The 24,776-nt window shown below is 68.9% G+C and carries 22 protein-coding genes and 1 pseudogene; 14 read left to right on the top strand and 9 right to left on the bottom strand.

The genetic code is table 11. The annotated features are described in order from the left end of the window. Positions 1 to 114: 114 nt before the first annotated feature. From ON26_RS13080 to ON26_RS13125, 10 genes and pseudogenes are all read left to right on the top strand, one after another. Positions 115 to 465, top strand: a complete 351-nt coding sequence (locus ON26_RS13080; protein WP_373280938.1) for an ArsR/SmtB family transcription factor — start codon at positions 115 to 117, stop codon at positions 463 to 465. A 96-nt stretch (positions 466 to 561) separates the two neighbouring features. Further along, a complete protein-coding gene (locus tag ON26_RS13085; protein WP_040796345.1) occupies positions 562 to 2,382 on the top strand; it encodes a phosphoenolpyruvate carboxykinase (GTP) in 1,821 nt (606 codons plus the stop codon). A 2-nt stretch (positions 2,383 to 2,384) separates the two neighbouring features. Next, a complete protein-coding gene (locus tag ON26_RS13090) occupies positions 2,385 to 4,046 on the top strand; it encodes a SulP family inorganic anion transporter (RefSeq protein WP_040796346.1) in 1,662 nt (553 codons plus the stop codon). 188 nt (positions 4,047 to 4,234) lie between these two features. After that, positions 4,235 to 5,173, top strand: a complete 939-nt coding sequence (locus ON26_RS13095; protein WP_040796347.1) for a TIGR03564 family F420-dependent LLM class oxidoreductase — start codon at positions 4,235 to 4,237, stop codon at positions 5,171 to 5,173. 50 nt (positions 5,174 to 5,223) lie between these two features. Beyond that, positions 5,224 to 5,721 (top strand): annotated as a pseudogene (locus ON26_RS13100) (MFS transporter); the annotation flags it as partial. 422 nt (positions 5,722 to 6,143) lie between these two features. Next, positions 6,144 to 7,787, top strand: a complete 1,644-nt coding sequence (locus tag ON26_RS13105; protein WP_040796349.1) for an ABC transporter substrate-binding protein — start codon at positions 6,144 to 6,146, stop codon at positions 7,785 to 7,787. Beyond that, positions 7,787 to 8,815, top strand: coding sequence for an ABC transporter permease (locus ON26_RS13110; RefSeq protein WP_083884047.1), 1,029 nt, complete (start codon positions 7,787 to 7,789; stop codon positions 8,813 to 8,815). The genes ON26_RS13105 and ON26_RS13110 overlap by 1 nt, the downstream gene beginning before the upstream one ends. Next, positions 8,812 to 9,699, top strand: a complete 888-nt coding sequence (locus ON26_RS13115) for an ABC transporter permease (RefSeq protein WP_218000573.1) — start codon at positions 8,812 to 8,814, stop codon at positions 9,697 to 9,699. Before ON26_RS13110 ends, ON26_RS13115 begins: the two co-directional genes overlap by 4 nt. Further along, the gene (locus tag ON26_RS13120) at positions 9,696 to 11,348 is read left to right on the top strand and encodes a dipeptide ABC transporter ATP-binding protein (protein WP_051027017.1); all 1,653 of its coding nucleotides are present in this window, start codon (positions 9,696 to 9,698) and stop codon (positions 11,346 to 11,348) included. The genes ON26_RS13115 and ON26_RS13120 overlap by 4 nt, the downstream gene beginning before the upstream one ends. Before the next feature lie 32 nt (positions 11,349 to 11,380). After that, entirely contained in the window at positions 11,381 to 12,703 is a 1,323-nt protein-coding gene (locus ON26_RS13125) for an NtaA/DmoA family FMN-dependent monooxygenase (protein WP_218000575.1), read from the top strand. Between the two features lie 13 nt (positions 12,704 to 12,716). Here the strand turns inward: ON26_RS13125 and ON26_RS13130 are convergent, their stop codons facing one another. Then, the gene (locus ON26_RS13130) at positions 12,717 to 13,460 is read right to left on the bottom strand and encodes a maleate cis-trans isomerase family protein (RefSeq protein WP_040796350.1); all 744 of its coding nucleotides are present in this window, start codon (positions 13,458 to 13,460) and stop codon (positions 12,717 to 12,719) included. After that, on the bottom strand, positions 13,457 to 14,035 hold the full coding sequence (locus ON26_RS13135; protein WP_040796351.1) for a TetR-like C-terminal domain-containing protein: 579 nt from the start codon (positions 14,033 to 14,035) through the stop codon (positions 13,457 to 13,459). The genes ON26_RS13130 and ON26_RS13135 overlap by 4 nt, the downstream gene beginning before the upstream one ends. An 84-nt stretch (positions 14,036 to 14,119) precedes the next feature. Between ON26_RS13135 and ON26_RS13140 the strand changes: the two genes are divergently transcribed. The 3 genes from ON26_RS13140 (at position 14,120) to ON26_RS13150 (ending at position 17,432) form a co-directional block, all read left to right on the top strand. Next, on the top strand, positions 14,120 to 15,013 hold the full coding sequence (locus ON26_RS13140) for a DUF4437 domain-containing protein (RefSeq protein WP_040796352.1): 894 nt from the start codon (positions 14,120 to 14,122) through the stop codon (positions 15,011 to 15,013). Positions 15,014 to 15,200: 187 nt separating this feature from the next. Beyond that, entirely contained in the window at positions 15,201 to 16,664 is a 1,464-nt protein-coding gene (locus ON26_RS13145) for a dihydroorotase (protein WP_040796353.1), read from the top strand. Positions 16,665 to 16,724: 60 nt separating this feature from the next. After that, the gene (locus ON26_RS13150) at positions 16,725 to 17,432 is read left to right on the top strand and encodes an isochorismatase family protein (protein ID WP_083884048.1); all 708 of its coding nucleotides are present in this window, start codon (positions 16,725 to 16,727) and stop codon (positions 17,430 to 17,432) included. A 140-nt stretch (positions 17,433 to 17,572) separates the two neighbouring features. On the opposite strand, the gene ON26_RS13155 is transcribed toward ON26_RS13150, so the two are convergent. The 5 genes from ON26_RS13155 to ON26_RS31625 form a co-directional block, all read right to left on the bottom strand. After that, positions 17,573 to 18,136, bottom strand: a complete 564-nt coding sequence (locus ON26_RS13155) for a neocarzinostatin apoprotein domain-containing protein (protein ID WP_040796354.1) — start codon at positions 18,134 to 18,136, stop codon at positions 17,573 to 17,575. A 7-nt stretch (positions 18,137 to 18,143) separates the two neighbouring features. Further along, a complete protein-coding gene (locus ON26_RS33340) occupies positions 18,144 to 18,566 on the bottom strand; it encodes a neocarzinostatin apoprotein domain-containing protein (protein ID WP_040796355.1) in 423 nt (140 codons plus the stop codon). Beyond that, on the bottom strand, positions 18,563 to 19,183 hold the full coding sequence (locus tag ON26_RS33345) for a neocarzinostatin apoprotein domain-containing protein (RefSeq protein WP_040796356.1): 621 nt from the start codon (positions 19,181 to 19,183) through the stop codon (positions 18,563 to 18,565). Before ON26_RS33345 ends, ON26_RS33340 begins: the two co-directional genes overlap by 4 nt. Further along, positions 19,180 to 20,343, bottom strand: a complete 1,164-nt coding sequence (locus tag ON26_RS33350) for a hypothetical protein (protein ID WP_040796357.1) — start codon at positions 20,341 to 20,343, stop codon at positions 19,180 to 19,182. Before ON26_RS33350 ends, ON26_RS33345 begins: the two co-directional genes overlap by 4 nt. Positions 20,344 to 20,506: 163 nt before the next feature. Further along, positions 20,507 to 21,469 (bottom strand): alpha/beta fold hydrolase, encoded by a 963-nt coding sequence (locus tag ON26_RS31625; RefSeq protein ID WP_051027019.1) that lies wholly within the window; start codon positions 21,467 to 21,469, stop codon positions 20,507 to 20,509. 294 nt (positions 21,470 to 21,763) lie between these two features. On the opposite strand from ON26_RS31625, the gene ON26_RS13180 reads away from it, so the two are divergent. Continuing rightward, positions 21,764 to 22,582: an NAD-binding protein gene (locus ON26_RS13180; protein ID WP_040796358.1), complete on the top strand. Its 819-nt coding sequence runs from the start codon at positions 21,764 to 21,766 to the stop codon at positions 22,580 to 22,582. Here ON26_RS13180 and ON26_RS13185 read toward each other — a convergent pair. Then, complete coding sequence (locus tag ON26_RS13185) at positions 22,572 to 23,966, bottom strand: FAD-dependent oxidoreductase (RefSeq protein ID WP_040796359.1); 1,395 nt, start codon at positions 23,964 to 23,966, stop codon at positions 22,572 to 22,574. The two genes, ON26_RS13180 and ON26_RS13185, sit on opposite strands and share 11 nt — an antisense overlap. A gap of 60 nt (positions 23,967 to 24,026) precedes the next feature. Beyond that, a complete protein-coding gene (locus ON26_RS13190) occupies positions 24,027 to 24,770 on the bottom strand; it encodes a maleate cis-trans isomerase family protein (protein WP_040796360.1) in 744 nt (247 codons plus the stop codon). Positions 24,771 to 24,776 lie beyond the last annotated feature (6 nt).

Below are 24,776 nucleotides of genomic sequence, written 5' to 3' on the forward strand. Positions count from 1 at the left end.
GAGCCGGAGCGGTGCCCGAGTGGCACTGCCGGGGCGGTCGACCGGTTCGGCCCCCTGGCTTCACTGTTTGCTAAACTCTGCAATCGACACCCGCGACTCGCGCGGGAGGTCGACATGTCGAAGGGAGTGGCCACCATGCCGGGACTGAGCAGGCCGCTCTACCAGATGAAGGCCGACTTCTTCAAAACCCTCGGCCATCCCGTCCGCATCCGCGTCCTGGAGCTGCTCAGCCAGCGCGAGCACGCGGTATCGGAGATGCTCGCCGAGATCGGCGTGGAGGCGGCGAACCTGTCACAGCAGCTGTCGATCCTGCGCCGCGCCGGACTCGTGACCGCCCGCCGTGAAGGACTCTCGGTCACCTACGAACTCGCCACCCCCGAGGTCGCCCAACTCCTGGCCACCGCTCGCGCCATCCTCACCGGGGTGGTCGCGGGCCAGGCCGAAGCGCTCGAGCAGCCCGCCTAGCCGGTCTCCATCCGCATCCGCACCGGCCACGCACACTCCTTGATTGCAGCTTTTCTAAACTAACTACATTGCACCTTTGTGAAGGAGAGATCCGCAATGACCGATTCCATCGCCACGGCGACCGCGCCGACCACGCACGAAGCTGTCCTGGCCTGGGTCGCCGAGATCGCGGACCTCACCGCACCCGACGAGATCGTGTACTGCGACGGCTCGCGCGCGGAGTGGGACCGGCTGACCGATCTGCTGGTCGGCAAGGGCACCTTCGTCCCCCTGGAAGCGAAGCCGAACTCGTTCTGGTGTGTCTCCGATCCCGAGGACGTCGCCAGGGTCGAGGACCGCACGTTCATCTGCTCGCAGGACCGCTCAGACGCGGGCCCGACCAACAACTGGGTCGATCCGGTGGACATGCGCACGGTGATGACCGAGCACTATCGCGGGGCGATGGCCGGGCGCACGATGTACGTGATCGCCTTCTGCATGGGGCCGACCGATGCCGACGACCCGAAGATCGGTGTCCAGATCACCGACTCGGAATACGTCGCCGTCTCGATGCAGATCATGACTCGCTCCGGCACGCCGGTGTGGGAACTGCTCGGCGACGACCGGGAATTCGTGAAGTGCCTGCACTCGGTCGGCGCCCCGCTCGCGCAAGGCCAGGCCGACGTGCCGTGGCCGTGCGACACCACCAAGTACATCTCGCACTTCCCCGAACGCCGGGAGATCTGGAGCTACGGCTCCGGTTACGGCGGCAACGCGCTGCTGGGCAAGAAGTGTTTCGCGCTGCGCATCGCCTCGGTCATCGGCCGCGACGAAGGCTGGCTGGCCGAGCACATGCTGATCCTGAAACTGACCTCGCCGCAGGGGAAGACGCACTACATCGCTGCGGCGTTCCCCTCGTCCTGCGGCAAGACCAACCTGGCCATGCTCGAGCCCGCGCTGCCCGGCTGGAAAGCCGAGACGGTCGGCGACGACATCGCCTGGATGCGCTTCGGCGCCGACGGCAGGCTCTACGCGGTGAACCCGGAGGCCGGGTTCTTCGGCGTCGCACCGGGAACCGGAGCGAAGACGAACCCGAACGCCGTCGCCACCATCGAGCGCGGCAACTCGATCTTCACCAACACCGCCCGCACCGACGACGGTGACATCTGGTGGGAGGGCCTGACCGACGACAAGCCCGCGCACCTGATCGACTGGCGTGGCCAGCGGTGGACCCCGGAGTCCGGCACGCCCGCCGCGCACCCGAACTCGCGCTACTGCACCCCGATCGAGCAGTGCCCGTCGGTGGCCCCGGAATGGAACGATCCGGCCGGCGTGCCGATCTCGGCGATCTTCTTCGGCGGCCGCCGCGCCACCACCATCCCGCTGATCGCGGAATCCTTCGACTGGAACCACGGCGTTTTCACCGCCTCGGTGCTTTCTTCGGAGACGACCGCCGCGGCCGCGGGCGCGGTCGGCGTGGTGCGTCGCGACCCGATGGCGATGCTGCCGTTCCTGGGCTACCACGTCGGCGACTACTTCGCGCACTGGGTGTCGATGGCGCAGCGCGAGGGCGCGCAGCTGCCGAAGATTTTCCAGGTCAACTGGTTCCGCCGCAGCCCGGAGGGGAAGTTCCTGTGGCCCGGCTTCGGTGACAATATGCGCGTGCTCGAGTGGGCGCTGAACCGTCTGGACGGCACGGCCGAGGCCGAGTGGACGCCGATCGGCAATGTGCCCACCGTCGAGTCGCTGGATCTGTCCGGCCTGGACGAGACGGATCGGGAACTGGCCGCCCAGGCGCTGGCCGTCGACGTCGAGGAATGGGTGAACGAGACCCGATCCATCGACGAGTGGTACGCCACCATCGGCGGCAACCGGTTGCCCGAGGAACTGCGCGAGCAGCTCGCCGCGCTGAAATTGCGGCTGGCGGCCAGGAGATGAGTATGCGCGCACTGTTGCCCTCCTGGTCGGAGTGGCGTCCCGCGGTCCGCGCGCCCGGCGCGGACCTGATGGCCGGGCTCATGGTCGCGCTGGTCGCTCTGCCGCTGGCGCTCGGTTTCGGCATCAGCTCCGGTTTGGGCGCGGCCGCGGGCCTGGCCACCGCGGTCATCGCCGGTGCGATCGCCGCGGTCTTCGGCGGCTCGCGCTTCCAGGTGAGCGGCCCGACCGGCGCGATGACGGTGGTGTTGGTGCCGATCTTCCATCAGCACGGCGCGAGCGGGGTGCTCACCGTCGGGTTGATGGCCGGCTTCGTCCTGGTGGTGCTGGCTCTCGCCCGCGTCGGCCGGGCGGTGCGCTACATGCCCGCTCCGGTGATCGAGGGCTTCACCGCGGGCATCGCCGTGGTCATCGCGCTGCAGCAGTTCCCCGCGGCGCTGGGCATCGAGCACGCCGAGGGCGAGAAGGTGTGGCAGGTCGCGTTCGACGCCGTGCGCGCGTTCCTCACCCACCCGCATCTCACCTCGCTGGTGACCGCTCTGGCGGTCGCGGCGGCGGTGCTCATCGGCGGCCGCTATCTGCCGCGGCTGCCCATGGCACTGCTCGCGGTGGCCGCCGCCACCCTGGCGGCGCAGGTCTTCGACCTGGACCTCCTCGCGATCGGCACGATCCCCGCCGGATTGCCCGCTCCCAGCCTCGGATTCGTCTCCTTCGACCAGTTGGGCACGCTGATCGGCCCCGCCCTGGCCGTCGCGGCGCTGGCCGCGCTCGAGTCGCTGCTGTCGGCGACCGCGGCGGACTCGATGGCAGTCGGCACCCGCCACGATCCCGACCGGGAACTGCTCGGACAGGGCCTGGCCAATATCGCCGCCCCGATGTTCGGTGGTGTCCCGGCCACCGGCGCGATCGCGCGTACCGCCGTCAACGTTCGCGCGGGCGCCCGCACCCGGCTGGCCGCGCTCTTCCACGCCGTGGTGCTCGCCGCCATCATCTACCTGGCTGCGCCGCTGGTCGCCCACATCCCGCTCGCCGCGCTGGCGGGTGTGCTGCTGGCCACCACCGTGCGGATGGTCGAAACCGCGTCGCTGGCCGCGATCGCCCGTGCCTCCCGAGGTGACGCGGTGATCATGGTGATCACCTTCGGCGTCACCGTCGCCACCGACCTGGTCACCGCCGTCGCGGTCGGCGTCGCGATCGCCATCGCGCTCGCGCTGCGATCGGTCGCCAAAGAGGCGCGGCTGCAGCAGGTTCCGCTCGACCTGCCCGTCGCCGACACCGAGCACCTCGCCGAGGAGCACCGCCTGCTGCACGACCACATCGTGGCCTACCGCATCGACGGACCGCTGTTCTTCGCCGCCGCCCACCGTTTCCTGCTCGAACTGACCGAGGTGGCCGACGTCAAGGTCGTCATCCTGCGCATGTCGCAGATCACCGCGCTCGACACCACGGGGGCTCTCGTTCTTGCCGACGCCATCGGCAAGCTCGAACACCGCCACATCACGGTGCTCATGTCCGGCCTGCGTGAGGACCACCGCCGTCGCCTGGCCGCCATCGGCGCTCTCCCCGCCGGCGGCGACGAACAGATCTTCGAGCACACCCCCGACGCCATCGCCTACGCCCGCGACCACCTCGCCGGGCTCGAGTCCGTGGAGGAGTTCGTTCGCTGAGTGACCTCCCTCCGCAGGGTCGGATGGCTCCGCCGAAACCGATGCGCTGCACGAGGTCTCACACGGAGCCCGGCGACTGTCGGCGCCCTTCCCGCGGGTGGCGGCGAACGGATGCGCACGCGGCCCGGTCCGGAGCGACCCGGTGGTAGCCTGCCGGGAAGGAAGCTCGAGCATCCGGGGGAGATACCGTGCGCATCGGCCTGTACATCGGCGGAACACCGCCCATCGAGGGTGTGCTGGAGCAGGTCGGGTTCGCCGCGGCCGCCGGACTGGACAGTGTCTTTCTCAATCAGGTGCTCGGCTGGGACGCGCCGACGGTTGCCGCGCTCGCCGCCCGCGAGGTTCCGGGCATCGAGCTGGGAACGGCTGTCGTGCAGACCTTTCCACGGCACCCGATCACGCTGGCGAGTCAAGCGCTCACCGTGGCGGCGGCGGCGGGCTCGGGGCGGTTCACCCTCGGCATCGGGCCGAGCCATCCGCAGGTCGTCGAGGGCAGCTTCGGCCTGTCCTACGAACGGCCCGCCCGCCACATCCGCGAGTACCTGTCCGCGCTGATGCCCCTGCTGCGTGGGGAAGCGGTCGACTACCGAGGCGAAACCGTGCGCGCGGCCGCGACACTGGAGGTCCCGGCCGCCGATGCGCCGCCGGTGCTGCTCGCGGCGCTGGGACCGGTGATGTTGCGCATCGCCGGTGAGCTGGCCGACGGCGTGGTGACCACCTGGGCCACTCCACAGATCATCGCCGAGCATGTCGGGCCCCACCTCGCCGCCGCGGCCACGGCGGCCGGACGGCCCGCGCCGAGGATCGCGGCGATCGTGTCCGCCGCCGTCACCGACGACCGGGACCGGCTGCGCCGTGAACTCGGGCGACAGCTGGCGGCGGTCTCACAGCTGCCCAGCTATCGGGAACTGCTCGACCGCCAGGGGCTGACCGGTGTCCACGAGACCGCGCTGCTCGGCAGCGAAGCAGAGGTCGCCGAGGGCATCGGCAGCTTCGCGGACGCGGGCGTCACCGATCTCCTGATCAGCATCCGCGGTGAGGCCGTCGACCAGCGACGCACCCTGGAGTTCCTGGCCACTCTTCGCCGCAGCGCGCCGCGATCCGGCGGACGTGCGCACTCGGGGTAGGGCGGTGACGTAGGGCCGGCCAGGCGTGTCCGGTCGTCGATACTCGGCAAATGACCAGCACACTCGAGGCGCCGGACGCTCCGCCTGCGCTGAGTCGTCGTCGCACCGACATCGTCTTCGTGACGATCGTGCTCGGCATGCTGATGGCCGCGCTCGACCAGACGATCGTGTCGACCGCGCTGCCGACCATCGTCGCCGAACTCGGCGGCGCCGGTCACATGGCCTGGGTGGTGACGGCCTACATGCTCACCGAGGTGGTGGCGACGGTGCTGGCGGGCAAGTTCGGCGACATCTTCGGCCGCAAGCTGATGTTCCAGCTCGGCGCGGTGCTCTTCGTCGCCGGTTCGGTGGCGGGGCTGTCGCAGGACATGTTCCTGCTGATCGTCGGCCGGGCGATCCAGGGCGTCGGCGGCGGCGGGCTGATGGTGACCGCGATGGCGCTGATCGCCGATGTGATCCCGCTGCGCGAACGCGGCAAGTACCAGGGCGCCATGGGCGCGGTGTTCGGCGTGACCACGGTGCTCGGCCCGACGCTCGGCGGCCTGTTCCTCGGCTCGGCGATTCTGCTGGCCGCCTTCGTCCGGGTGGAGTCGCGGGCCGCCGAACCCATGCTGCCGATGAGCCTGGTCGACCGCTTCCGCAAGGTCTGGCGAGGCTGGCTCGACGACCAGCTCGAGGACTGGACCTTCGCCGACCCCGCCGATCGGGCGCTGCTCGACCAAGCCCTCGGCAGCATCGCGGGCAAGCTGCTCGACGACCGGCGGAACCACCTCGCCGCCCACGCCTGACCCGCTCTGAGAGGCCGCGTCGAACCCTCGAAATGAACCGACCGAAGGGTTGGATTCTCATCGAGGCAAACGGTTTGCCTGCGCACCGCCGGTTGTCAGGATGAGGGCCGTCACCTCGGCGACCGAGGACGGCGGAGTCGGCTGCACCCGCCGCGGCAGCGCAGATCAGAACGTGGAGCGTCATGAAGCAATCGAAAGCCGTGCTGCGAGCAGGCGCGGCGTGTATCGCCGTGGTGGCCCTGGCGCTGGGAGGATGCTCCTCCGGTGGCGGAGCAGCGGGCGAGAACAGCGAACCGGTGAGCGGAGGGACCGCCCGTTTCGGCCTGTCGCTGGACCCACCGTGCTTCGACCCGCACTACACCGGCACGATCATGAACTACACGGTCGCGCGCAATGTCATCGACTCGCTGCTGTACTGGAAGCCGGACGGCACCTTCGCGCCGTGGCTGGCCGAGAGCTACCGGATCTCCGAGGATCAGCTGACCTATACCTTCACCCTGCGCAAGGACGTCACTTTCAGCAACGGTGAGGTCTTCGACGCGGCCGCGGTGAAGGCCAATTACGACTTCATCCTCGATCCCGCCAATGCCACCAATGCCGCCAAGGTGATCACCAGCATCCGGCAGGTGAACGTCATCGACCCGCACACCGTGGAATTCCAGCTGTCCAAGGTGGATTCGGGATTGCTGCGATCGCTGTCGAGTGTGCGCGCCGGATTCCTCGCCCCTTCGGTGCTGCCGCTGAAGGACAAGCTCTGCAAGGACACCGCGAACCTCATCGGCACCGGGCCGTTCACCATCGAGCAGTACAACCCCGGCCAGGACGTGACCCTGGTGAAGAACCAGGCCTACAACTGGGCGCCGGAATCCGCCGACCACCAGGGACCGGCCTACCTCGACGAGGTCGTGTTCACCTTCCTGCCCGAGACGTCCGCGCGCACCGGTGCGCTGCAGTCCGATCAGGTCGACATCATCGACAGCGTCCAGTCCTATGACGTCCCGTTGTTCGAGGACACCGAGGGCTTCGAGTACCTGGTCGGCTACGACACCAGCACCTCGTTCGGCTTCAACCTCAACGCGGGCCGGTTCCCGACCGACGACATCCGGGTGCGCAAGGCCCTGCGTGACGGTTTCGACGTCGATGCCGTCGTGTCGAGCCTCTACCAGGGACACGTCTCACGGAACTGGAGCTGGGCGGGTGCCGACAGCCCGTACTACGACCCGAGCCTGGTCGGTCAGTGGGGCAACAAGATCGACGAAGCGAACAAGCTCCTCGACGAAGCGGGCTGGACACAGCGCGACGGCGACGGCTATCGCGTCAAGGACGGCAAGCGTCTGACCGTCTCGGCCCAGTACATCGCCGAAGCCGTCCGCGACCAGCGCGACATTCTCATCCAGTCCATCCAGGCGGAGCTGAAGAAGAACATCGGCCTCGAACTGCTTCTGGACACCCCGGATTCGGGCACGTTCTACTCGCGGCTCTACAGCGGCAATTACGGGATCTACCCGAACATCTGGACCGGCGCCGACCTGGCCAACAATGTCACCACCTACATCCACGACTGGCTCTACAAGTACGCCGCGCAGAAGCCCGCCGAGGTGGTGGACGTGAACACACTGGCGTTGCGGGCGGTCGGCACGCTCGACGAGCAGCAGCGCATCGCGTTGATCCACGAGGTCCAGCGCAAGATGGTGCTCGAGCACGCGCTGTTCGTGCCGCTCAGCTCGGGCGCGTTCCAGATCGCGACGTCCTCGCGGGTGCACGGCATCGGTTTCGAACCCGATTCGCTGACCGTCGGCAGCTTCCACGGCGTCTGGATCGGCTGATGACCGGCACAGCGGAGTCGATCGCGGTCGCGGACGGCGTGACCCCCGAGCCGGCGTTCGGCAAGGACAGCGCACAGGCACCGCCCGGGAGCCGGCAGAACACGGCCCTGCGCAACACGATCATCGGCCGCCTCGTCGGCTCGGTCGTGGTGCTGTGGGCCGCGTTCACCGCGACATTCGTCGCGCTCCAGTTCATCCCGGGCGAGATCGAGGACATCATGGCCGGTGATGTCGACTATCCCGGGCTCCGGGAGACGATCCGCGCGGACTGGGGACTGGACAAGCCCGTTGCCGAGCAGTACTTCGCCTACCTGGGGCGCCTGCTGGAAGGCGACCTCGGGCGCTCCTACGTGAAGCGCCAGGACGTCACCGACCTGATCTCCGCGCAGATCGGCTCGACCATCCAATTGGCGGTCGCCGCAGGCCTTCTGGCGATCGGCGGCGCGATCCTGGTCGCGGTGTTCACCTCGGGGCGCAATCGTTTCGTGCGCTCGATCTTCTCGGGGATCGAGATCGTCGCCAACTCCGTCCCGGTGTTCTGGTTCGGCCTGTTGTTGCTGCTGGTCTTCTCCTTCAATCTGAAGCTCTTTCCGGTCTCGGGCGCGAAGGACCTCTCCGCGCTGGTGTTGCCCGCGATCACGCTGGCGCTGCCGACCTTCGGATTGCTGACGCCGGTGCTGCGCGACGCGATGGAACGGGCGCTGGAGCAGCCGTTCGCCGTGACCGCGCTCGCACGCGGTATCAGCGAGTCACGGCTGCGGTTGCGTCACGCGCTGCGGCACGGCCTGGTGCCCGCGGTCACCCTGGCCGGCTGGCTGGTGGCGCACCTGCTCGGTGGCGCGGTGATCACCGAAACCGTGTTCGGACGGCCGGGATTGGGCACCATCGCCCTGCAGGCGGTCATGGCCAAAGACGTGCCGGTGGTGCTGGCGATCGTGCTGATCGTCGCGGCGATCTACGTGGTCGTCTCGACGATCGTGGACATCTCCTACGCGTTCATCGATCCGAGATTGAAGGCAGCTCGATGACAGTCGATATCTCCGCGGCTCCGGAAGCCGAAGTGGTCCTCCCCGAGACGCGGGAGAAGACCACGAGAAAGATCCGGCTACGGCTGCCGATCCCGGTGATCGCCGCCCTGCTGTACCTGTCGCTGGTGTTGCTCGCCATCCTCGCACCCGAACTGCTCGGTGCGACCGACCCGACGGCGACCAGCCCTGCGACAGCACTGCACGCACCGGGCGAGGGATTCCTGCTCGGCAGTGACCAACTCGGTCGCGATATCTACTCCCGGATCCTGCACGGCGCCCGATGGTCCATCGGCATCGCGGTGGCGGCGCTGGCGATCGGCGTGTTCCTCGGTGCGGTGCTCGGCTTGATCGCGGGTCTGTCCAACCGGATCGTCAACGAGATCACCGGCCGTCTGTTCGACCTGCTCTCGGCCTTCCCCGGTGTGCTGCTCGCCTTGCTCATCGCGGTGCTCTGGGGTCGCGGAGTCACCGGCATCGCGCTGGCGATCGGCCTGTCGAGCGTGCCGAAGTTCGGTCGCATCATCCGCGCCCGCACGCTGCAGGTGAGCAACTCGGACTATGTGGTCAACGCGGTCACCTTCGGACACTCGAAGTTGCGCAATATCGTGCGCCACGTCCTCCCGAACGTCATCGGCTCGATCGGCCTGGTGGCCGCGATGGATCTGGGCGCGTCCATCCTCGCGGTCTCCGGCCTGAGCTTCCTGAAGATGGGACCGCAGCCGCCGACGCCCGAATGGGGCATCATGCTGGCCGAATCCCGTGATGTACTGCGCGTCGCCTGGTGGGCGAGTGTGTTCCCTGGCCTGGCACTGGTGCTGACCGTGGCGTCGTTCGTCGTACTCGGCCGGTATGCGCAGGCGCGATTCGAACGGAGAGTCCGGTGACCGGAAAACGCCTGCTCGAGGTCGACAATCTGCGGATCGCCTTCGGCTCGGCGCCACCGATCGTGTCGTCGGGGCTGAGCTTCACCCTGGACGCGGGCGAATGCGTCGCGCTGGTGGGGGAGTCCGGTTCCGGCAAGAGTCTCACGGCGCGCAGCCTCGTCGGTCTCGTCGGGCCCGGGTCGAAGGTCGATGCCGACACCTTCCTGATCGGCGGGCGCGATGTCCTCGGATTCGATACGCGAGCATGGCAATCCGTGCGCGGGCGGCAGGTAGGGCTCGTCCTGCAGGACGCGCTGGTCAGCCTGGACCCGCTGCGCACGATCGAGAACGAGGTATCGGAATCGCTGGTGGCGCATCGGATCGGCACCAGGAAGAGCCGACGCGAGAAGGTCGAAGCGCTGCTCGGATCGGTCGGCATCGCCGACGCGTCCCGGCGGCTGCGTCAATCCGCCCACGAACTGTCGGGCGGGCAGCGTCAGCGCGCTCTCATCGCCTCGGCGATCGCCGCCGATGCCGAGGTGATCGTCGCCGACGAGCCGACCACCGCCCTCGATGTGACTGTGCAGCAGCAGGTGCTCGCGGTGCTGCGCAAGCGGCTGGCCGAGGGGGCGGGACTGTTCCTGGTCAGCCACGACCTCGCCGTCGTCTCGGGCATCGCCGATCGCGTGCTGGTCCTGCGTGACGGGGTGGTGGTGGAGTCGGGTCCGACCTCGCAGGTGCTGAAACATCCGGAGCATCCGTACACCCGCAAGTTGATCGCCGCCATTCCCACCAGACAATCCCGCGGGTTCAAGCTCGCCTCGGTCGAGGAACGAGCCGGCCGGGCAGGCGGCGCGATCGTGCGTGAGCGGGCTCCCGAACATGTCGTGGACGCCGAGGAGCTCACCCTCGAGGTCTCCCACCTGACGAAGATCTACGGTCGGCCGGGCAGGGGCCGTAAGGTGATCACCGCCGTGGACGACGTGAGCTTCGTGGCGCGGCGCGGCGAAACTCTCGGCATTGTCGGCGAATCCGGTTCGGGCAAGTCGACCACCGTGAAGGCGGTCCTCGGTCTGCTCACACCGACCGCCGGGGAGATCCGGCTCGACGGCAAACCCTGGAGCTCACTGCGGGAACGCGAACGCCGCTCCCGCCGCGAGCAGGCGCAACTGGTGCCGCAGGACACATTGAGCTCCTTCGACCCCCGCTACACGGTCGAACAGATCGTTGCCGAATCCCTGCTGCGGTCCTACCCGGACGCACTCGCCCGCAAGCGCCGGATCCGCGAGGTCCTCGACTGGGTGCACCTGCCGGTCTCGATCCTCGATCGGCAGCCGCTGCGGTTGTCCGGTGGTCAGCGCCAGCGCGTGGCCATCGCACGGGCGCTCGCGCCGACACCGCGCATCGTGGTCTGCGACGAACCCGTCTCCGCGCTCGACGTCTCGGTGCAGGCGCAGATCCTGGACCTGTTGCAGGAGCTGCGCGCCGAACATCGCACGACCATCCTGTTCGTCAGCCACGACCTCGGTGTGGTCCACCAGATCTCCGATCGCCTGGTGGTGATGAAGAACGGCCGCATCGTCGAGGAAGGCGATGTCACCGAGGTTTTCGACGCACCGCGTCACGACTACACCCGCGAGCTGCTCGACTCCGTGCCGAAGTTCGCGTGAAGCACATGAGTACACGACGACGAGGTGGAGAAGTGGCACACCGATCAGGTCTCATTCTCAGCGCATTCGTCATGGGAGCGGGACATCACGCGGCTTCCTGGCGGCATCCGGACGCGCCGGCGGGCCCGGCGGAACTGACCCCCGAGCACTACATCGAACTGGTGAAGATCGCCGAGCGCGGCAAACTGCACTCCTTCTTCCTCGCCGACACCCTCGCCCTGTCGCCGAACGTCGCGCTGAACGGCCCGAGCAATCTCGAACCACTGGTGACGCTGGCCGCCCTGTCCCAGCACACCGAGCGGATCGGCCTGGTCGCGACAGTGTCCACCGCCTTCTATCCGCCGTATCACCTCGCCCGATTGATCAATACGCTCGACCACTTCAGCGGCGGCCGGTTCGGCTGGAACGTGGTGACCTCGACCGCCGACCGCGAGGCGCACAACTTCGGCCGGGAAGCCATGCCCGCGCACGACGACCGCTACCGCGACGCCGCCGACTTTCTCGAGGCGATCACTCATCTGCTCGGGACCTGGGAGCCCGACGCGGTGGTCCGTGACCGGGAATCGGGCCGGTATCTGGATCTGGCACGGATCGACACCGAACCGGCCCGCTTCGGCGGATACTCCTTCGGCGGTCCCTTGGACCTGCCCCGATCCCCGCAGGGCAAACCGGTGATCGTGCAGGCCGGACGCTCCCCGGCGGGCATCGAGTTCGCGGGCCGCTTCGCCGAAGTCGTGTTCACCGTTCAGCAGACCTTCGACGAGGCGAAGTCGTTCCGCGACCGGTTACGCGCGTCGGCGGGCCGAGCCGGTCGCTCGCCCGACGAGGTGAGTGTGCTGCCCGGCCTGTGGCCGTTCATCGGCTCGACCGAGGCCGAGGCGAAGAAGCTGTACGAGGATCTCGAGGAACTCGTGCTGCCTGCCCAGGTCGCACAGCAGATCACCACATTCACCGGTCTGGATCTGAGCGGCTACGGCTACGACGACGTGCTGCCCGCCCTGCCCGCGGAGGGCTTCCAGGGCCAGCAGGGGCGCTACCACGTGCTGCGCAACCTCATCGACAACGGCCAGAACACGTTGCGCAAGCTGCAGAAGGAGTTCGGTACGAGCCGCGGCCACCAGGTGGTGATCGGCACACCCGAGCAGATCGCCGACTCCATCGTCGACTGGTTCGATCGGGGCGCGGTCGACGGCTTCAGCATTCAGCCGCCGATCCTTCCGCACGGGCTGGACCTGTTCGTCGATCATGTCGTGCCGGAACTACAGCGCCGCGGCGTCTTTCATGAGGATTACGACGGCCCCGGCCGCACCTTCCGCGACGAACTGCTCGTGGCGCGCGAGGCGGCGGCGCGATAGCGACCGGCCCGGCTCAGTGCTCCCGGAGCAGACTGCCCGCACCCTCGACCCGATCGTCGAAACCGTGCTCGCGCAGCGCATGCCACAGCGTCGCGGCGTTGATGGCGACGACCGGCTTGCCGAGTTCGGCCTCGAGCGCGTCGGCCTGGGCGACGAAGGAGAGGTTCGTGCCCACCTGCACGATGGCTTCGGCTGCGGCGCTGTCGATTTCGGCGACCGTCCCGCGGATGCGTTCGGGGGTTTCGCGGGCGATCTGCTGGGCGGTGGGGCAGCGCAGGCCGGTGATGGCGGTGACCTCGAAGCCGGCTTCGGTGAAGAAGCGGGCCACCTCCTTGTCGGCGATGGGCTGATAGGGGGAGAAGACCGCGATGCGGCGGCAGCCGAGTGCGTGCAGGGCGGCGCGGCAGGCCGAGGCGCCGGTGGTGACCGGCAGGCCGGTGCGCTCGCGCAGGCGTTGCTCGAAGGCGGCGTTGCCTGCCACACCGCCCCAGAAGGTCTCGGCGGACATGCCCATGACCATGCGGTCGGGTTCGGCGGTGAGCACATCGCGCACGGCGCTGTCGATGGAGGCGCGGATCTGGCCGAGCAGGGCCTGGAAGCCCTCGTCGTCGCCCATCACCGGGTTCGGGATGTACATGGAGCCGGCGCGGTAGCTGATGCCGGGCAGGCCGGCGCGCCAATAGTCGTGCTCGACAACGGTATTGGTGCTGGGGACGATGACTCCGAAGACGGCGCGGGGGCCGACGACATTGGTCACGGGGCGTTCTCCTCGATGTGGTGGGTCCGGGCGAGGACCTGGTCGACCGCGCGGTGGGCCCGGTCGCGGTCGACCGCGTGGTCGAGCAACAGCGCGTCGACCAGCAGCGGCGAGACGATCGTCATGGCCGCTTCCTCGATATAGGGCTTGTCGCTGGTGCCGTGCGCGTGGAAGGCGGCGTGGAAGGGCGTCAGCAGATCCTCGACGTAGCGCAGGCGCAGTTCGGTGCAGGTCGGGTCCGTGGCCGAGGCGGTGACCAGCGCGCGCAGGAATGCGCCGACGGGCTTGTCGCGCAATCGATCACACAGCAGGTCCACTTCGGCGTGCAGATCGGCGGCGAGGTCGCCGCTGGGCTGGGCGGGCGGATTCGGCGCGACGGCGATGAGCGCGGCCAGGACGTCGCGGGGGGTGGGCCAGTGGCGGTAGACCGTGGAGCGGGCCACCCCGGTGACGGAGTGCAGCCGCGCGGGGGTCAGGGCGGTGGCGCCCTCGGTGAGGAGGAGATCGAGCGCGGCGGTGAGCACGATTTCCTCGGTGTCGGCGGCAGGTCCGGCGGGTCGTCCTGGTCTGGTCACGGAATTGACGATACATCTTGTCTTCGAAATTATTAATTGCTACGTTCTGTAGCGGAAAGCCGCAGCCATCCCGGGGAGACCGCCATGCGACCTCATGTCGAAATCGTCGACGAAAAAGATCTGATCTGGCACTTTGCCGAATTCCAGCACGCGACGGGCACCGCCGAGCAGCGCAACCTCAGCTACGACGAGGAAGACGGATCGGCGTCACTGAAGGTGCGATTCACCAGCGACTGGTCGCGGCCCGCGGGCGTGCACCACGCCGAGACCGAGTGGTACGTGCTCTCGGGCAGCGTGAAGATCGGTGACACCGAGCTCGGCGCGGAGGGGTACTGGCACGCGCCGATCGGCGTGCTGACTCCGGCTGTCGAGGTGGCCGAGGGCACCGAGATCCTGCTGTTCCGTGAAGGAGCCGCGTGGCAGTTCGAGCCATCGGACTCCAGTCGGGACACCGTTCGTCCCGATCAGAAGCTGATCGTCCTGAACACCTCCGAGATGCCGTGGATCGACGTCAAGGACGGCAGCCCGATGCGCTTCGATCTGGGCGGCACGCCGGTGCCCGGCCTTTACATCAAACTGCTGCACCGCGACGTGACCACCGGCTTCTACACCCGACTGATCAAGGCCAAGCCGGGCTGGCGGGAAGTGCCGCTGGCGCATCACCCCTGCAGCGAGGAGGCGTACTGCCTCGACGGCGGATTCGACTACAACTACGGAAAGATGTGGCCGGGCGCCTACTTCTGGCGTCCCCCGCTGATCCGGCACGGCGACTTCACCGCCGACGCCGAGCAGGGCTGCACCTGGTTGCTGCGCTCGGATGCCGATCTCGTCGACTGGTACACCGACAACTCTCGCGTCGTCATGACCGGCGATCCCACCAACTGGGGCGAGGGCTACCCGGAGACCATGGCACCCACCTACGTCCAGCCGGTCCGGTCCCGCTCGATCGGTCCGTGGGTCGATCCCAGCTATCAGTGATCCGATCCGCCGACGGGCGGCGCCACGGTGTGCGGCGCCGCCCGATTCTCTCCGGCTGTTCCGGGATCGGAGTGAGTTTCCCTAAGCGAAACAAGGCATTGACATATCAGCCTTGACCAACAGTCGATTCGGCTGAAACCATCGTGATGCGAACATATCGTTTCGCGTAGAGAAACGGAGTGCCAAGGTGTCGCCGATCGATCTGTTGATCCGGAATGCTCGCGTGGTGCGTCCCGGACAGGACACCCTCGATATTCCGCCGCCGCTGGACATCGCGGTCACCGACGGCAGGATCAGTGCCGTCGGCGCGGATCTGCCGGTGGCGGGAGCCGGGCGCGTCGTGGACGCCCAGGGGTTGCTCGCCTTCCCCGGGGTGGTCGACGGCCACCAGCACTGGGGCATCTACCGTGGCCTGGCCGAGGACACCGACAGCGAGAGCCGGGCGTGCGCGCAGGGCGGGGTCACCACCTCGCTGACCTATATGCGGACCGGCCGCTACTACCTGAACCGGGGCGGGCCGTACCGGGATTTCGTCCCGCTGGCCCTCGACGCCATGGCCGGGCGGTCCTTCGTCGATCACGCGCTGCACCTGGCCCCGATGACCGCCGAGCACATCGCCGAGATTCCCACTCTCGTGGAGGATTTCGGCGTCACCTCGTTCAAGATCTTCATGTTCTACGGCGGCCACGGGCTGCACGGTCGCTCCGACGACCAGGCCGACTTCCTCATGATCGGCCCGAGCGAGCGCTACGACCTGGCCCATTTCGAATTCGTCATGCGCGCGCTGACCGACGCCCGCGCTCGCTACGGGGAGAAGATCTCGCTCTCGCTGCACTGCGAGACCGCCGAGATCATGGCCGCCTACACCGAGATGGTCGAACGCGAGGGGACGCTCACCGGGCTGCGCGCCTACAGCGCCTCGCGCCCGCCGCACTCGGAGGGCCTGGCCATCACCATGGCCGCCTATCTCGCCCACGAAACCGGGCTCGCCTGCATCAATCTGCTGCACCTGTCCTCGGCGAAGGCGGTCGACGCGGCGCTGCGGATGGCCTCGACCTTCCCCACGGTGGACTTCCGGCGCGAGGTGACCATCGGTCACCTGCTCGCCGACGTGGACACCGCGCACGGAATCGGCGGCAAGGTCAACCCGCCGCTGCGCGAGCGCGACGACGTCGAGGCCTTGTGGCGGCACCTGCTCGCGGGCGAGATCGACTGGGTGGTCAGCGATCACGCGTGCTGCCGCGACGAACAGAAGTTCGGCGACGACCGCGACGACGTGTTCGCCGCGAAGTCCGGCTTCGGCGGCGCGGAATACCTGCTGCCCGGCCTGGTGGGCGAGGGAATGAAGCGCGGTCTGGCGCTGTCGCGGATAGCCGAACTCACCTCGTGGAATCCGGCGCGGCGCTACGGATTGACCGGCAAGGGCGATATCACTGTCGGCTTCGATGCCGATATCGCGCTCGTCGATCCGGACGCGCAGTGGACCGTGCGCGCCGCCGATTCCGAATCCGCACAGGAATACACCCCGTTCGAGGGTTTCGATATGAGCGCGCGGGTCACCGACGTCTTCCTGCGCGGGCACCGGATCTGCGAGAACGGCCGGGTGACCGGCGACCCGCGGGGCACCTACCTGCACCGGCACCGGGCGTGATCGCGCGTCACGGGCGCGATCGGTGACGAAAGAGCATCGAGCGAAAGGGACGACCTGACCATGTCCGACGACGATGCCGTGAGTTCCCCCGTAGCAGTGGATTCGGCGGCCGAACCGACACCCGGGGAAGTCCTCGCCGCCGACTACGCGCACGCCGGCTTCGGCGGCGCGCTCGAACCGGGATCGCGCCCCGCGCTCGTCCTCGTCGACCCGGCCCGGGCCTACATCGACCCCGAATGCTCGCTCTACGCCGGTGTCGAGGATTCCGTCGAGGCGATGCGCACCCTGCTCGAGGCGGTGCGCGCGGCGGGCTTCCCGGTCGTGGTGACCGAGGTCAGGCTGCGCGCCGACGGTGCGGACGCGGGGGTGTTCTTCCGTAAGGCGCCCAGCCTGCGCGCATTCTGCGAGGGCAGTCCGTTCGCCGAATTCATCGACGGTCTCGCGCCCGCGGCGGACGAGCTGCGGCTGACCAAGAAGTATCCGAGCGCGTACTTCGGCACCACGCTGGCTTCGTATCTGAGCGCCGCGGGCATCGACACCGTGCTGATCGCCGGGCTGTCCACGAGCGGGTGCGTCCGTGCGACCGCGCTGGACACCATGCAGCACGGGTTCGTTCCGATCGTCGTCGCCGATGCCGTCGGCGATCGCGATCCGGTGGTCCACGCGGCGAACCTGTTCGATATCAGCCAGAAGATGGGTGAGGTGTGGGATCTGGCGCGCGCGCTGGAATACCTTGCCGCGACGGCGAAATCGCGTGGAGCGGACTGATGATCGCTCGTGCGGCCCGGGTCGGAACAGGGCCGCCCCGCACGCTGTCCGTATACCGGTAAACTGCAGAACGAATCCCCGAGGCGGTAGGAGCACCTCGGGGATCCGATCTTTCTCACGGCTCGAGCGGAGGCTTTCCGTCAGCTCGAGCGCCTGCGCACCAGCACTGTCGCGCCGGCCGCGATCACCACGACAACAACGACCGCCGCGCCGACGATCAGTGCCGTATTGCCGGAGTCGTCCTCCTCGGCAGCCGCTTCCGGGGCCGCGACCGGCTCCTCCGCGGCGGCGGCGAAGTCCAGCGGCAACGACGTGATGATGTTCGACGGGTTCGTCAGGCTCGTCACCGCGAGGGTGCACGCGCCCGCGGCGCTCGCGCAGTCGACCCCGCCGATCTGCGCGGCCAGGGTGATGGCGTCCTTTCCTTCGTTGGCCTGCCAGACGCCCGCGGCATCGGCGGCGCCCATGAGGGCGGTGGGCAGGCTGCAGTCGGTCGGGGCCACGACCTGCGCCTTGCACTGTCCGATGGTGACCATCGGCAGGTTCGGTGGGAGTCCCTCCAGCGAGACCTTGACCGAATCACCCGCTTTCACGGCTTTCGAGTCGAGTTGCAGGGTGGGTTCGGCGTTGGCGACCGGGGCGAGCGCGAGCGCTCCCACGGCCAGTGCCAGGACCGCGCCGACGCGGAATCTCGTTGCTGTCATGTTGTGCCTATCCGAAGGTGAGCGGGACGGTCGCCAGAATGTTGTAGGGGTTGTTCAGGCTGGTGACCACCATGGAGCAGGTGCCGGGAGCGGCGGCGCAGTTCGCCCCGCCGAGACTGCCGACCAGCGTGATGGCGTTGGTGCCCTTGTTGGACACCCACTTGCCCGCGCCGTCGGCCTTACCGAGCAGACCGCCCGCGAGGTTGCAGTCGCCGACCGAGGACACCGACGACTTGCATTGGCCGATCGCGACCGAACCCAGGTCGGCGGTGATGCCACTCAGCGACACCGACACCGTCTGTCCGGCACTCACTCCGCTGGTCTGGCTGACCCACAGCGACGGGGCCGCCGAGGCGGTTCCGGTCGCGCCGAGGACAGCGGCGCCTGCGACCACCGTCAGAGCACCTAGCCGGGATTTGACGAACTTCATTCTTCCTCCTGGGTTTTTCCAACGGCCGCGGGTCGGACGACTGCCAGCCCCGCGACGATCAACAGCAGCACCGCGGTGGCGGACCACAGCGGCACGGATGGTCCGGACAGGTCCTCGGCGACCGGGTTCGCGGCGACCGGCGGCTCCTCCACGCCGCCGGCGAACCGCGTTCCCTCGAATCCGATGAGCACGGACACCGAATTGGGCAGCCGGATCGCATCGGGTTCGGTGCCGGGCAGCGGGCCGGCCGCGATCACGCATTGCTGCTGGGCGCAGTCGATAGTGCTGAATCGCGACCGCGCGACCATGGTCAATTCGCCGAAGGTGCCGTCTGCGCCGATGTTGACGAAGGTCGCGCCGCCTTCGAGATCGCAGTCGGTCAGCCCGTTGGTGAAGCCGTGCTTGCACAGGCCGACCGCGACGGCCGAGAGGCCGGGGCGGAAACCGGTGCCGCTGACGGTGACCTGCTGCCCCTCCCGCAGATCACTGGTATCGCTGATGTGCAGGACGGCGGTGGGCTCGTCGGCGTGCGCGGTGATCGGTGCGGCGAGAACGCCCGCGCCGATCACCGCGGCGGGCAGGGCGAGGCGTAGTAGTCCGCGTGCCGGGACGGTCACGAGTGGTCTCCTTCCGATGAGGTGGCGGGGCGCGCGGCGAGGATCGTCCACGCGGCGGTGAGGGCCAGGACCGGGAACACGGTCAGGGTGATCGCGGTGCCCGCGGCCGTCACCTCCCGCAGGACTTCGGCGGTCGCGAAGCCGGCCACGGCGCCGAGCCCGCCCACGCACACCGCGCGGGCAGACGAACGAGTCGTGCCGGTCGCGGCCGTCGAGCGATCCAGATCGGTCACCGTCCGCGCGGCCGCCGCCACCGTGACCGCGAGTCCCGCTGCCGTGGAGGCGGATCCGGGTGCGATCGCCACGAGCAGCAACCCGCCCGCGGCGACGACAAGGAGCAACGGGATCGATGCCGGCCGCAGGGGCAGCACGACCACGATCAGCGCGGCCGCCGCGGCCGCGCCGATCAGCGGCATCTGGTCCGCGCCGAGCACTTCCCAGCGGTGCGACAGCACGTACATGGCGGAGGTGACGGCCGCGCCCGTCGCGAACCCGGCCGCGCCGTAGCCGAACAGCGCCCACCGATCCGGGCCGGCTACGGGCGCGGTGACCGGCTCCTGCCACGGACCCGCCGAGATCGGCACCGCGAGGATGCCGAACCCGGTGGCCACCACGCCCGCGATCAGCAGTCCCGTCATGGGGTCCGGATAGAACGACCGGCTCAGCATCGCCGCGGCGAGCAGGCCGAGCCAGGTGAGGGCGTGCCGCGCGGTGCGGGCGCCGCCACCGAGTCCGGCGAAGCGGATCCGGCAGGTGGTGTAGGTGATGCCGATCAGCGCCCCGGCGAGCAACGCGCCCACCGAGAACAGGATCGGCCCGTCGGCGACGCCGGTGAGAACGAGCGCGGCTCCCGCCCCCAGCGCCGCCCACGCGCCCGCTCGTGCCGAGGTCAGCCGCAGCAGCCGGGGGACGGCCAGTGCGGTGAGACACCCCAGCAGCGCCGCGGTCAGTGCGATGTAACCGATGACTTCGCCCGGCACGCCGATGGTTCCGGCGATCGGTTTGGCCATCAGCACCATCTGTCCGCCACCTACCGGGACGGTGACCGCGGCGGACGCGGCCAGCGACCAGGCGAGCAGGATCCCGGGGCGTGCGGGGGCGGTGCCGGAGTCCGGCGCGGCCGAAGCGGGGGAGTGCGCGACAGTGGTTTGCTCGGACACCAGGCCTCCAGTCGGCGTTTCGCTATGAGAAACGTAGTTTCTCATATGGGGTATTGAATCCGTGGCGAAGTGAAAGTGTCAAGGTGTGAAAACGAGTGGAAACACGAATGTTTCATCGGCGCGGGACCGCGGCTCGCGTCCACCGCGCGGGCATGCCGGCCGATCAGAGCGGGCGGATGACCTCGGCGCCGGGCGCTGCGGCCACCTGTCCGGCGGCGTCGGGATACAGGGAGGCGCTGGTGGTGCCCGTGAGGTAGTCGTCGGCCCAGCCCACAGCCAGGGCGTCGAGTACGGACACGTGGGCCTGCTGCGGCATGCCGCACACCAGGGTGCCGACGAGGTCCGAACTGGCCCCTTCGGCATCGACGTGCGTGCCGCCGGGGATTCGCACGCCGAGGAACGGGCGGTGCAGGTGCGTCTGTACCGCCGTCGTGCCGGTGCCGAAGCTGTTGCACCACGACGGCGCGGCCGAGATCGTCCGGATCGGCAGGTCGGTGCGGTCGAGAGCGGCCAGTGCGGCGTCGGAGTTGTTGTCCACGAACGACTTCACCGGATCCAGCAGGATCAGGCCGCGCAGCTTCGGCCAGGTGGCGGGGTGGTCGGTGTGGATCCGGTGCGCGACGTAGGTGACGGCTTCCGCGCCCGCCGAGTGGCCGAGGAAGATCAGCTGTTCCGGCATGGCCATCGGCGCGCGCCCGGAGCGCTCGAGCGCGTCGGCCAGGCTCACGCCCAGCGTGCTCGCCGGGTCGGTCGCGTCGGCGAGCAGCGCGGCCACCCCGCCGAGGAAATCCTGGTTGCCGGTGAGGTTCTGCAGCGTGCAGCCGTTCAGGTCCATGAACGGCAGGGCGGGGGTGAAGACCAGATAGCCCGCCTCGGCGAAGCGGGTGGCCAGGGCGGCGACGTTGGTGTCGGTGCGGGCGAAGCCGTGCTGCAGCCAGATCAGGCCCTTGGGTGTGCCGACGGGGATGAACCAGTCCGAGGACTGGTGCAGAACCGAACTGCGACAGGGGATGTCGATCGTGTGGTCGGCGCGGACGACCGGCTCCGCGTACGCCGCGGCCGGGACGAGGAATGTCGTGCCCGCTATCGCGCCGGCCGCTATCAGGGACGGTAGTCGAAAACTCATCGTGCGCTCCTGCGAATACCTGTGCACCGTTTCCCTGAGCGGAATGGTGTTTCTCTGCGCCAATTAACGACCACCGCGCCCGCGCTGTCAATGGGAGCTGGGCGACAGAATCCCCTGCGAGCAGCTGAAACTCACACCTGTTCCGGCGGGAGTTTTCCGTGGTGACACGGAATCGGCATATTCGTCGGCATCGATGCGGGGCGTCGTCGGCGATGGAATGTCGACTGGCGGGGGCCGACCGGATGCGTCAGAGTGGATACGCTGTTTCCTTTCTGGTCGGAATGAGGGTTGTCCATGCGTTACGTGATCATCGGCTGCGGGAATGTCGGCATGGAGCTGGCTCGACGGTGGACGAGCGCGGGGCACGAGGTCGTCGGCACCACCACCTCGCCGGATCGCATCGAGGAACTGAGCGCCGTCTGCACCGAGGTCGCGGTACTGCGCGGCAGCGACCGCGACGCCGTAGCCCGCGCGGTGGCGGGGGTCGACGCCGTGGTTCTCACGGTCTCGCCCCGCATATCCCGCTCCTACGACGCCGCCGCGCGGGTCGCCGAATACGCCGACACCCTGACCGCCACCGCGCGCACCGCCGCCGCGCTGCACCCGCGCGTGGTGTTCACCGGCTCGATCTCGGTGTACGGTGCGGGCGCCGGTGATCTGATCACCGAGGTCACCCCGCTCACCGAGGACGACGACGCCTCGCCGCGCGAGTTCGCCGCCGCCGAAGCCGCCGTCATCGCGACGCCCGGCGGCGCGGCGCTGCGCATCCCGGACGTGTACGGGCACCCGCGCGACATCGACTACCCGGCGCGGGTCGAGATGGCGCACACGATCCTCGGCGGTTCCGTCCCGTTCTCCGCCGAATCCCTGCTCTACCGCATCGATTACCGCGATGCCGCCGCCGCGCTGGCCTTCGTCGTGGAGAACGGCTTGACCGGGGTCTACAACGCCATCCCCGACGCCGAGGTGCCACCGACCAACGCGCAGGCGTTCGGGGAGATCTGCGCGCAGCTGGGACTGCCGCCGTTGACCTTCCGCGGTGAGATCAAGACGCCGGAGGTGCCGGTCAGCTCCGCCCGGCTGCGCGCGGCGGGCTTCGCGTTCAGCCACTGAGCGCCCGGCCGAGAATGCGACCGAACGCGAGGGCGGGGGTCAGGCACATGCCGGAGCAGAACGCATTGCCGTTCACCGCCGCGGAGCCGATGACCTCACCCACCGCGTACAGCCCCGCGATCACCGTGCCGTCGGTGCGGCGGACCCGCAGCGCGGTGTCCACATCCAGGCCGGCGAAGGTGATGAGCGTGACCGGATGGTTCTCGATCGCGTAGAACGGTCCCCGCGCGATCGGCGCGGGCAGGTGCCTGCGACCGAAGTCCGAGTCGACGCCACGGGCCACGAAGTCGTTGTAGCGGGCCACCGAGGCGGCCAGCCCCGCCGGATCGATCCCGGCGGCCCACGCCAATTTTCGCAGTGACTCGGCCCGGTGCACGCCGCGGCGCTTCCCGCACGCGGCGTCCAGCTCCTCCGGACTCCATCCGTGCACCATCGGCTGCGATTCGCGCAGACCGCGCGCGTCGAAGACCATCCAGAACGTCATCCGGTCGATGCCGGTGAGCGCCCGCTCCTTGCGGTCGATGCTCGGCTCGTCCTCGGCCACCCAGCGCGCGCCGAACCGGTCGACATAGATCTCCCACGGCGGGCGCTCCGGAGCGACGAGCTGGGGCCGATGCAGCCAGTCCACCCGCAGGTCGTCGCCCTCGGGTGGCAAGCCACCGAAGGTGGGAAGGTACTTGCCCAGGCCTTGCAGCCCGGCGCCCGCGGCCAGCCCCAGGCGCAGGCCGTCGCCGGTGGAGGTGGGTGCTGCGGAAGTGGTCAGCGGCGCGCCCTCCAATTCGGCGAAGAGCTCCGGGTCGTAACCGAACCCGCCGGTGGCCAGCACCACGGCGGGCGCGTGCCACTGCCTGCCCGTCGTGTCCTCGACGCCGGTGACGGCCTCGCCGGTGCACAGCAGCGAGCTGACCCGCACCCCGCACTGCACCGTGACCGCGCCACCGGCCACATGCGGCTCCAGCAGCCGGCGCAGCACCGCGAGAATCGCGGGACCGCCGGGTGTCGGCTTCGCGTGCACGGTGCGTGGCGTGCGGTACTGCTCGTGGCCGTGCACGATCCTCGGCGTGGCCGGATCGATCTCGAACCCGGCCGCCAGCAGCCATTCCAGCGCCGCGGGCTGTTCCCGCAGCGACAGCAGCGTCAGATCCTCGCGCCCGGCGCCGCGGCTGATCCGCCGCACATCGGCCCAGTGCGCCTCGACATCGTCGTCGATCCCCGCGGCCCGTTGCGCGGAGAAACCGCCCGCCGACAGATGGCCGCCGGAATAGGGCAGTGCGCCGCCGATGTCGTCGGCCTTGTCCAGCAACAGCACTCGCGCGCCGCCCGCGGCCGCGCTGATCGCGCACGCGATCCCGCCCGGCCCGGCTCCGACCACGATGACATCCACCGCTACCTCCACGTGAATCGAACGAGAACTCCTGCGGGCGGAGGGGCAGGCGGATCGGGCTCAGTGGTCCCGCAGCAGACTGCCCGCACCCTCGACCCGGTCGGTGATGCCGTTGTCGCGCAGCGCCATCCACCAGGTGGCCGCGTTGATCGCGATGACCGGCTTGCCCAGCCAGCGTTCGGCCTCGTCCGCCAGGCGCACCATCGACAGGTTCGTGCCGCACTGGACGATGGCGTCGATCTCGTCGCCGTCCACCGCGAGGATCGCTGCGCGCAGGGTCTTCTCGGTGACGTGGGCGATCGACACCGCGGTCGGGCACCGCAGGCCCTCGATGTGCGCGACCTCGAAGCCGAGCTCGCCGAAGAAGCGCACCACATTGGCGTCGCCGACCGGCTGGTACGGCGTCACCACCCCGATCTTCTTCGCGCCGTACATCTCCAGGGCGCGGCGGCAGGCCTCGGCCCCGGTCGCGACCTCGAGCCCGGTGAGGCCACGGATCTGCTCGACGAAGCGCTTGTTGCCCTCCACGCCTTCCCAGAAGGTCTCCGCGGACATGCCCATGACCATGTAGTCCGGTTCGCAGGTCATGATCCGCTCGCAGGTCGCGGCCATCTCGGCGCGGATCTGGTCGAGCAGCCTGCCCATACCCGCGTCGTCGTTCATGTTCTGGTCGCGAATGTGGATGCGGCCGAAATGCGCGGTCACACCCGGCACGCCCATGCGGGCGAAATCCGGTTCGACCACGGTGTTCGTGGAAGGCGCCAGCACGCCGAACTTGCGGCGCCAGCCCAGTACGTCGGGCATGGGATT

The organism is Nocardia higoensis NBRC 100133 (genome assembly GCF_000308595.1).
Classification (GTDB): Bacteria; Actinomycetota; Actinomycetes; order Mycobacteriales; family Mycobacteriaceae; genus Nocardia; species Nocardia higoensis.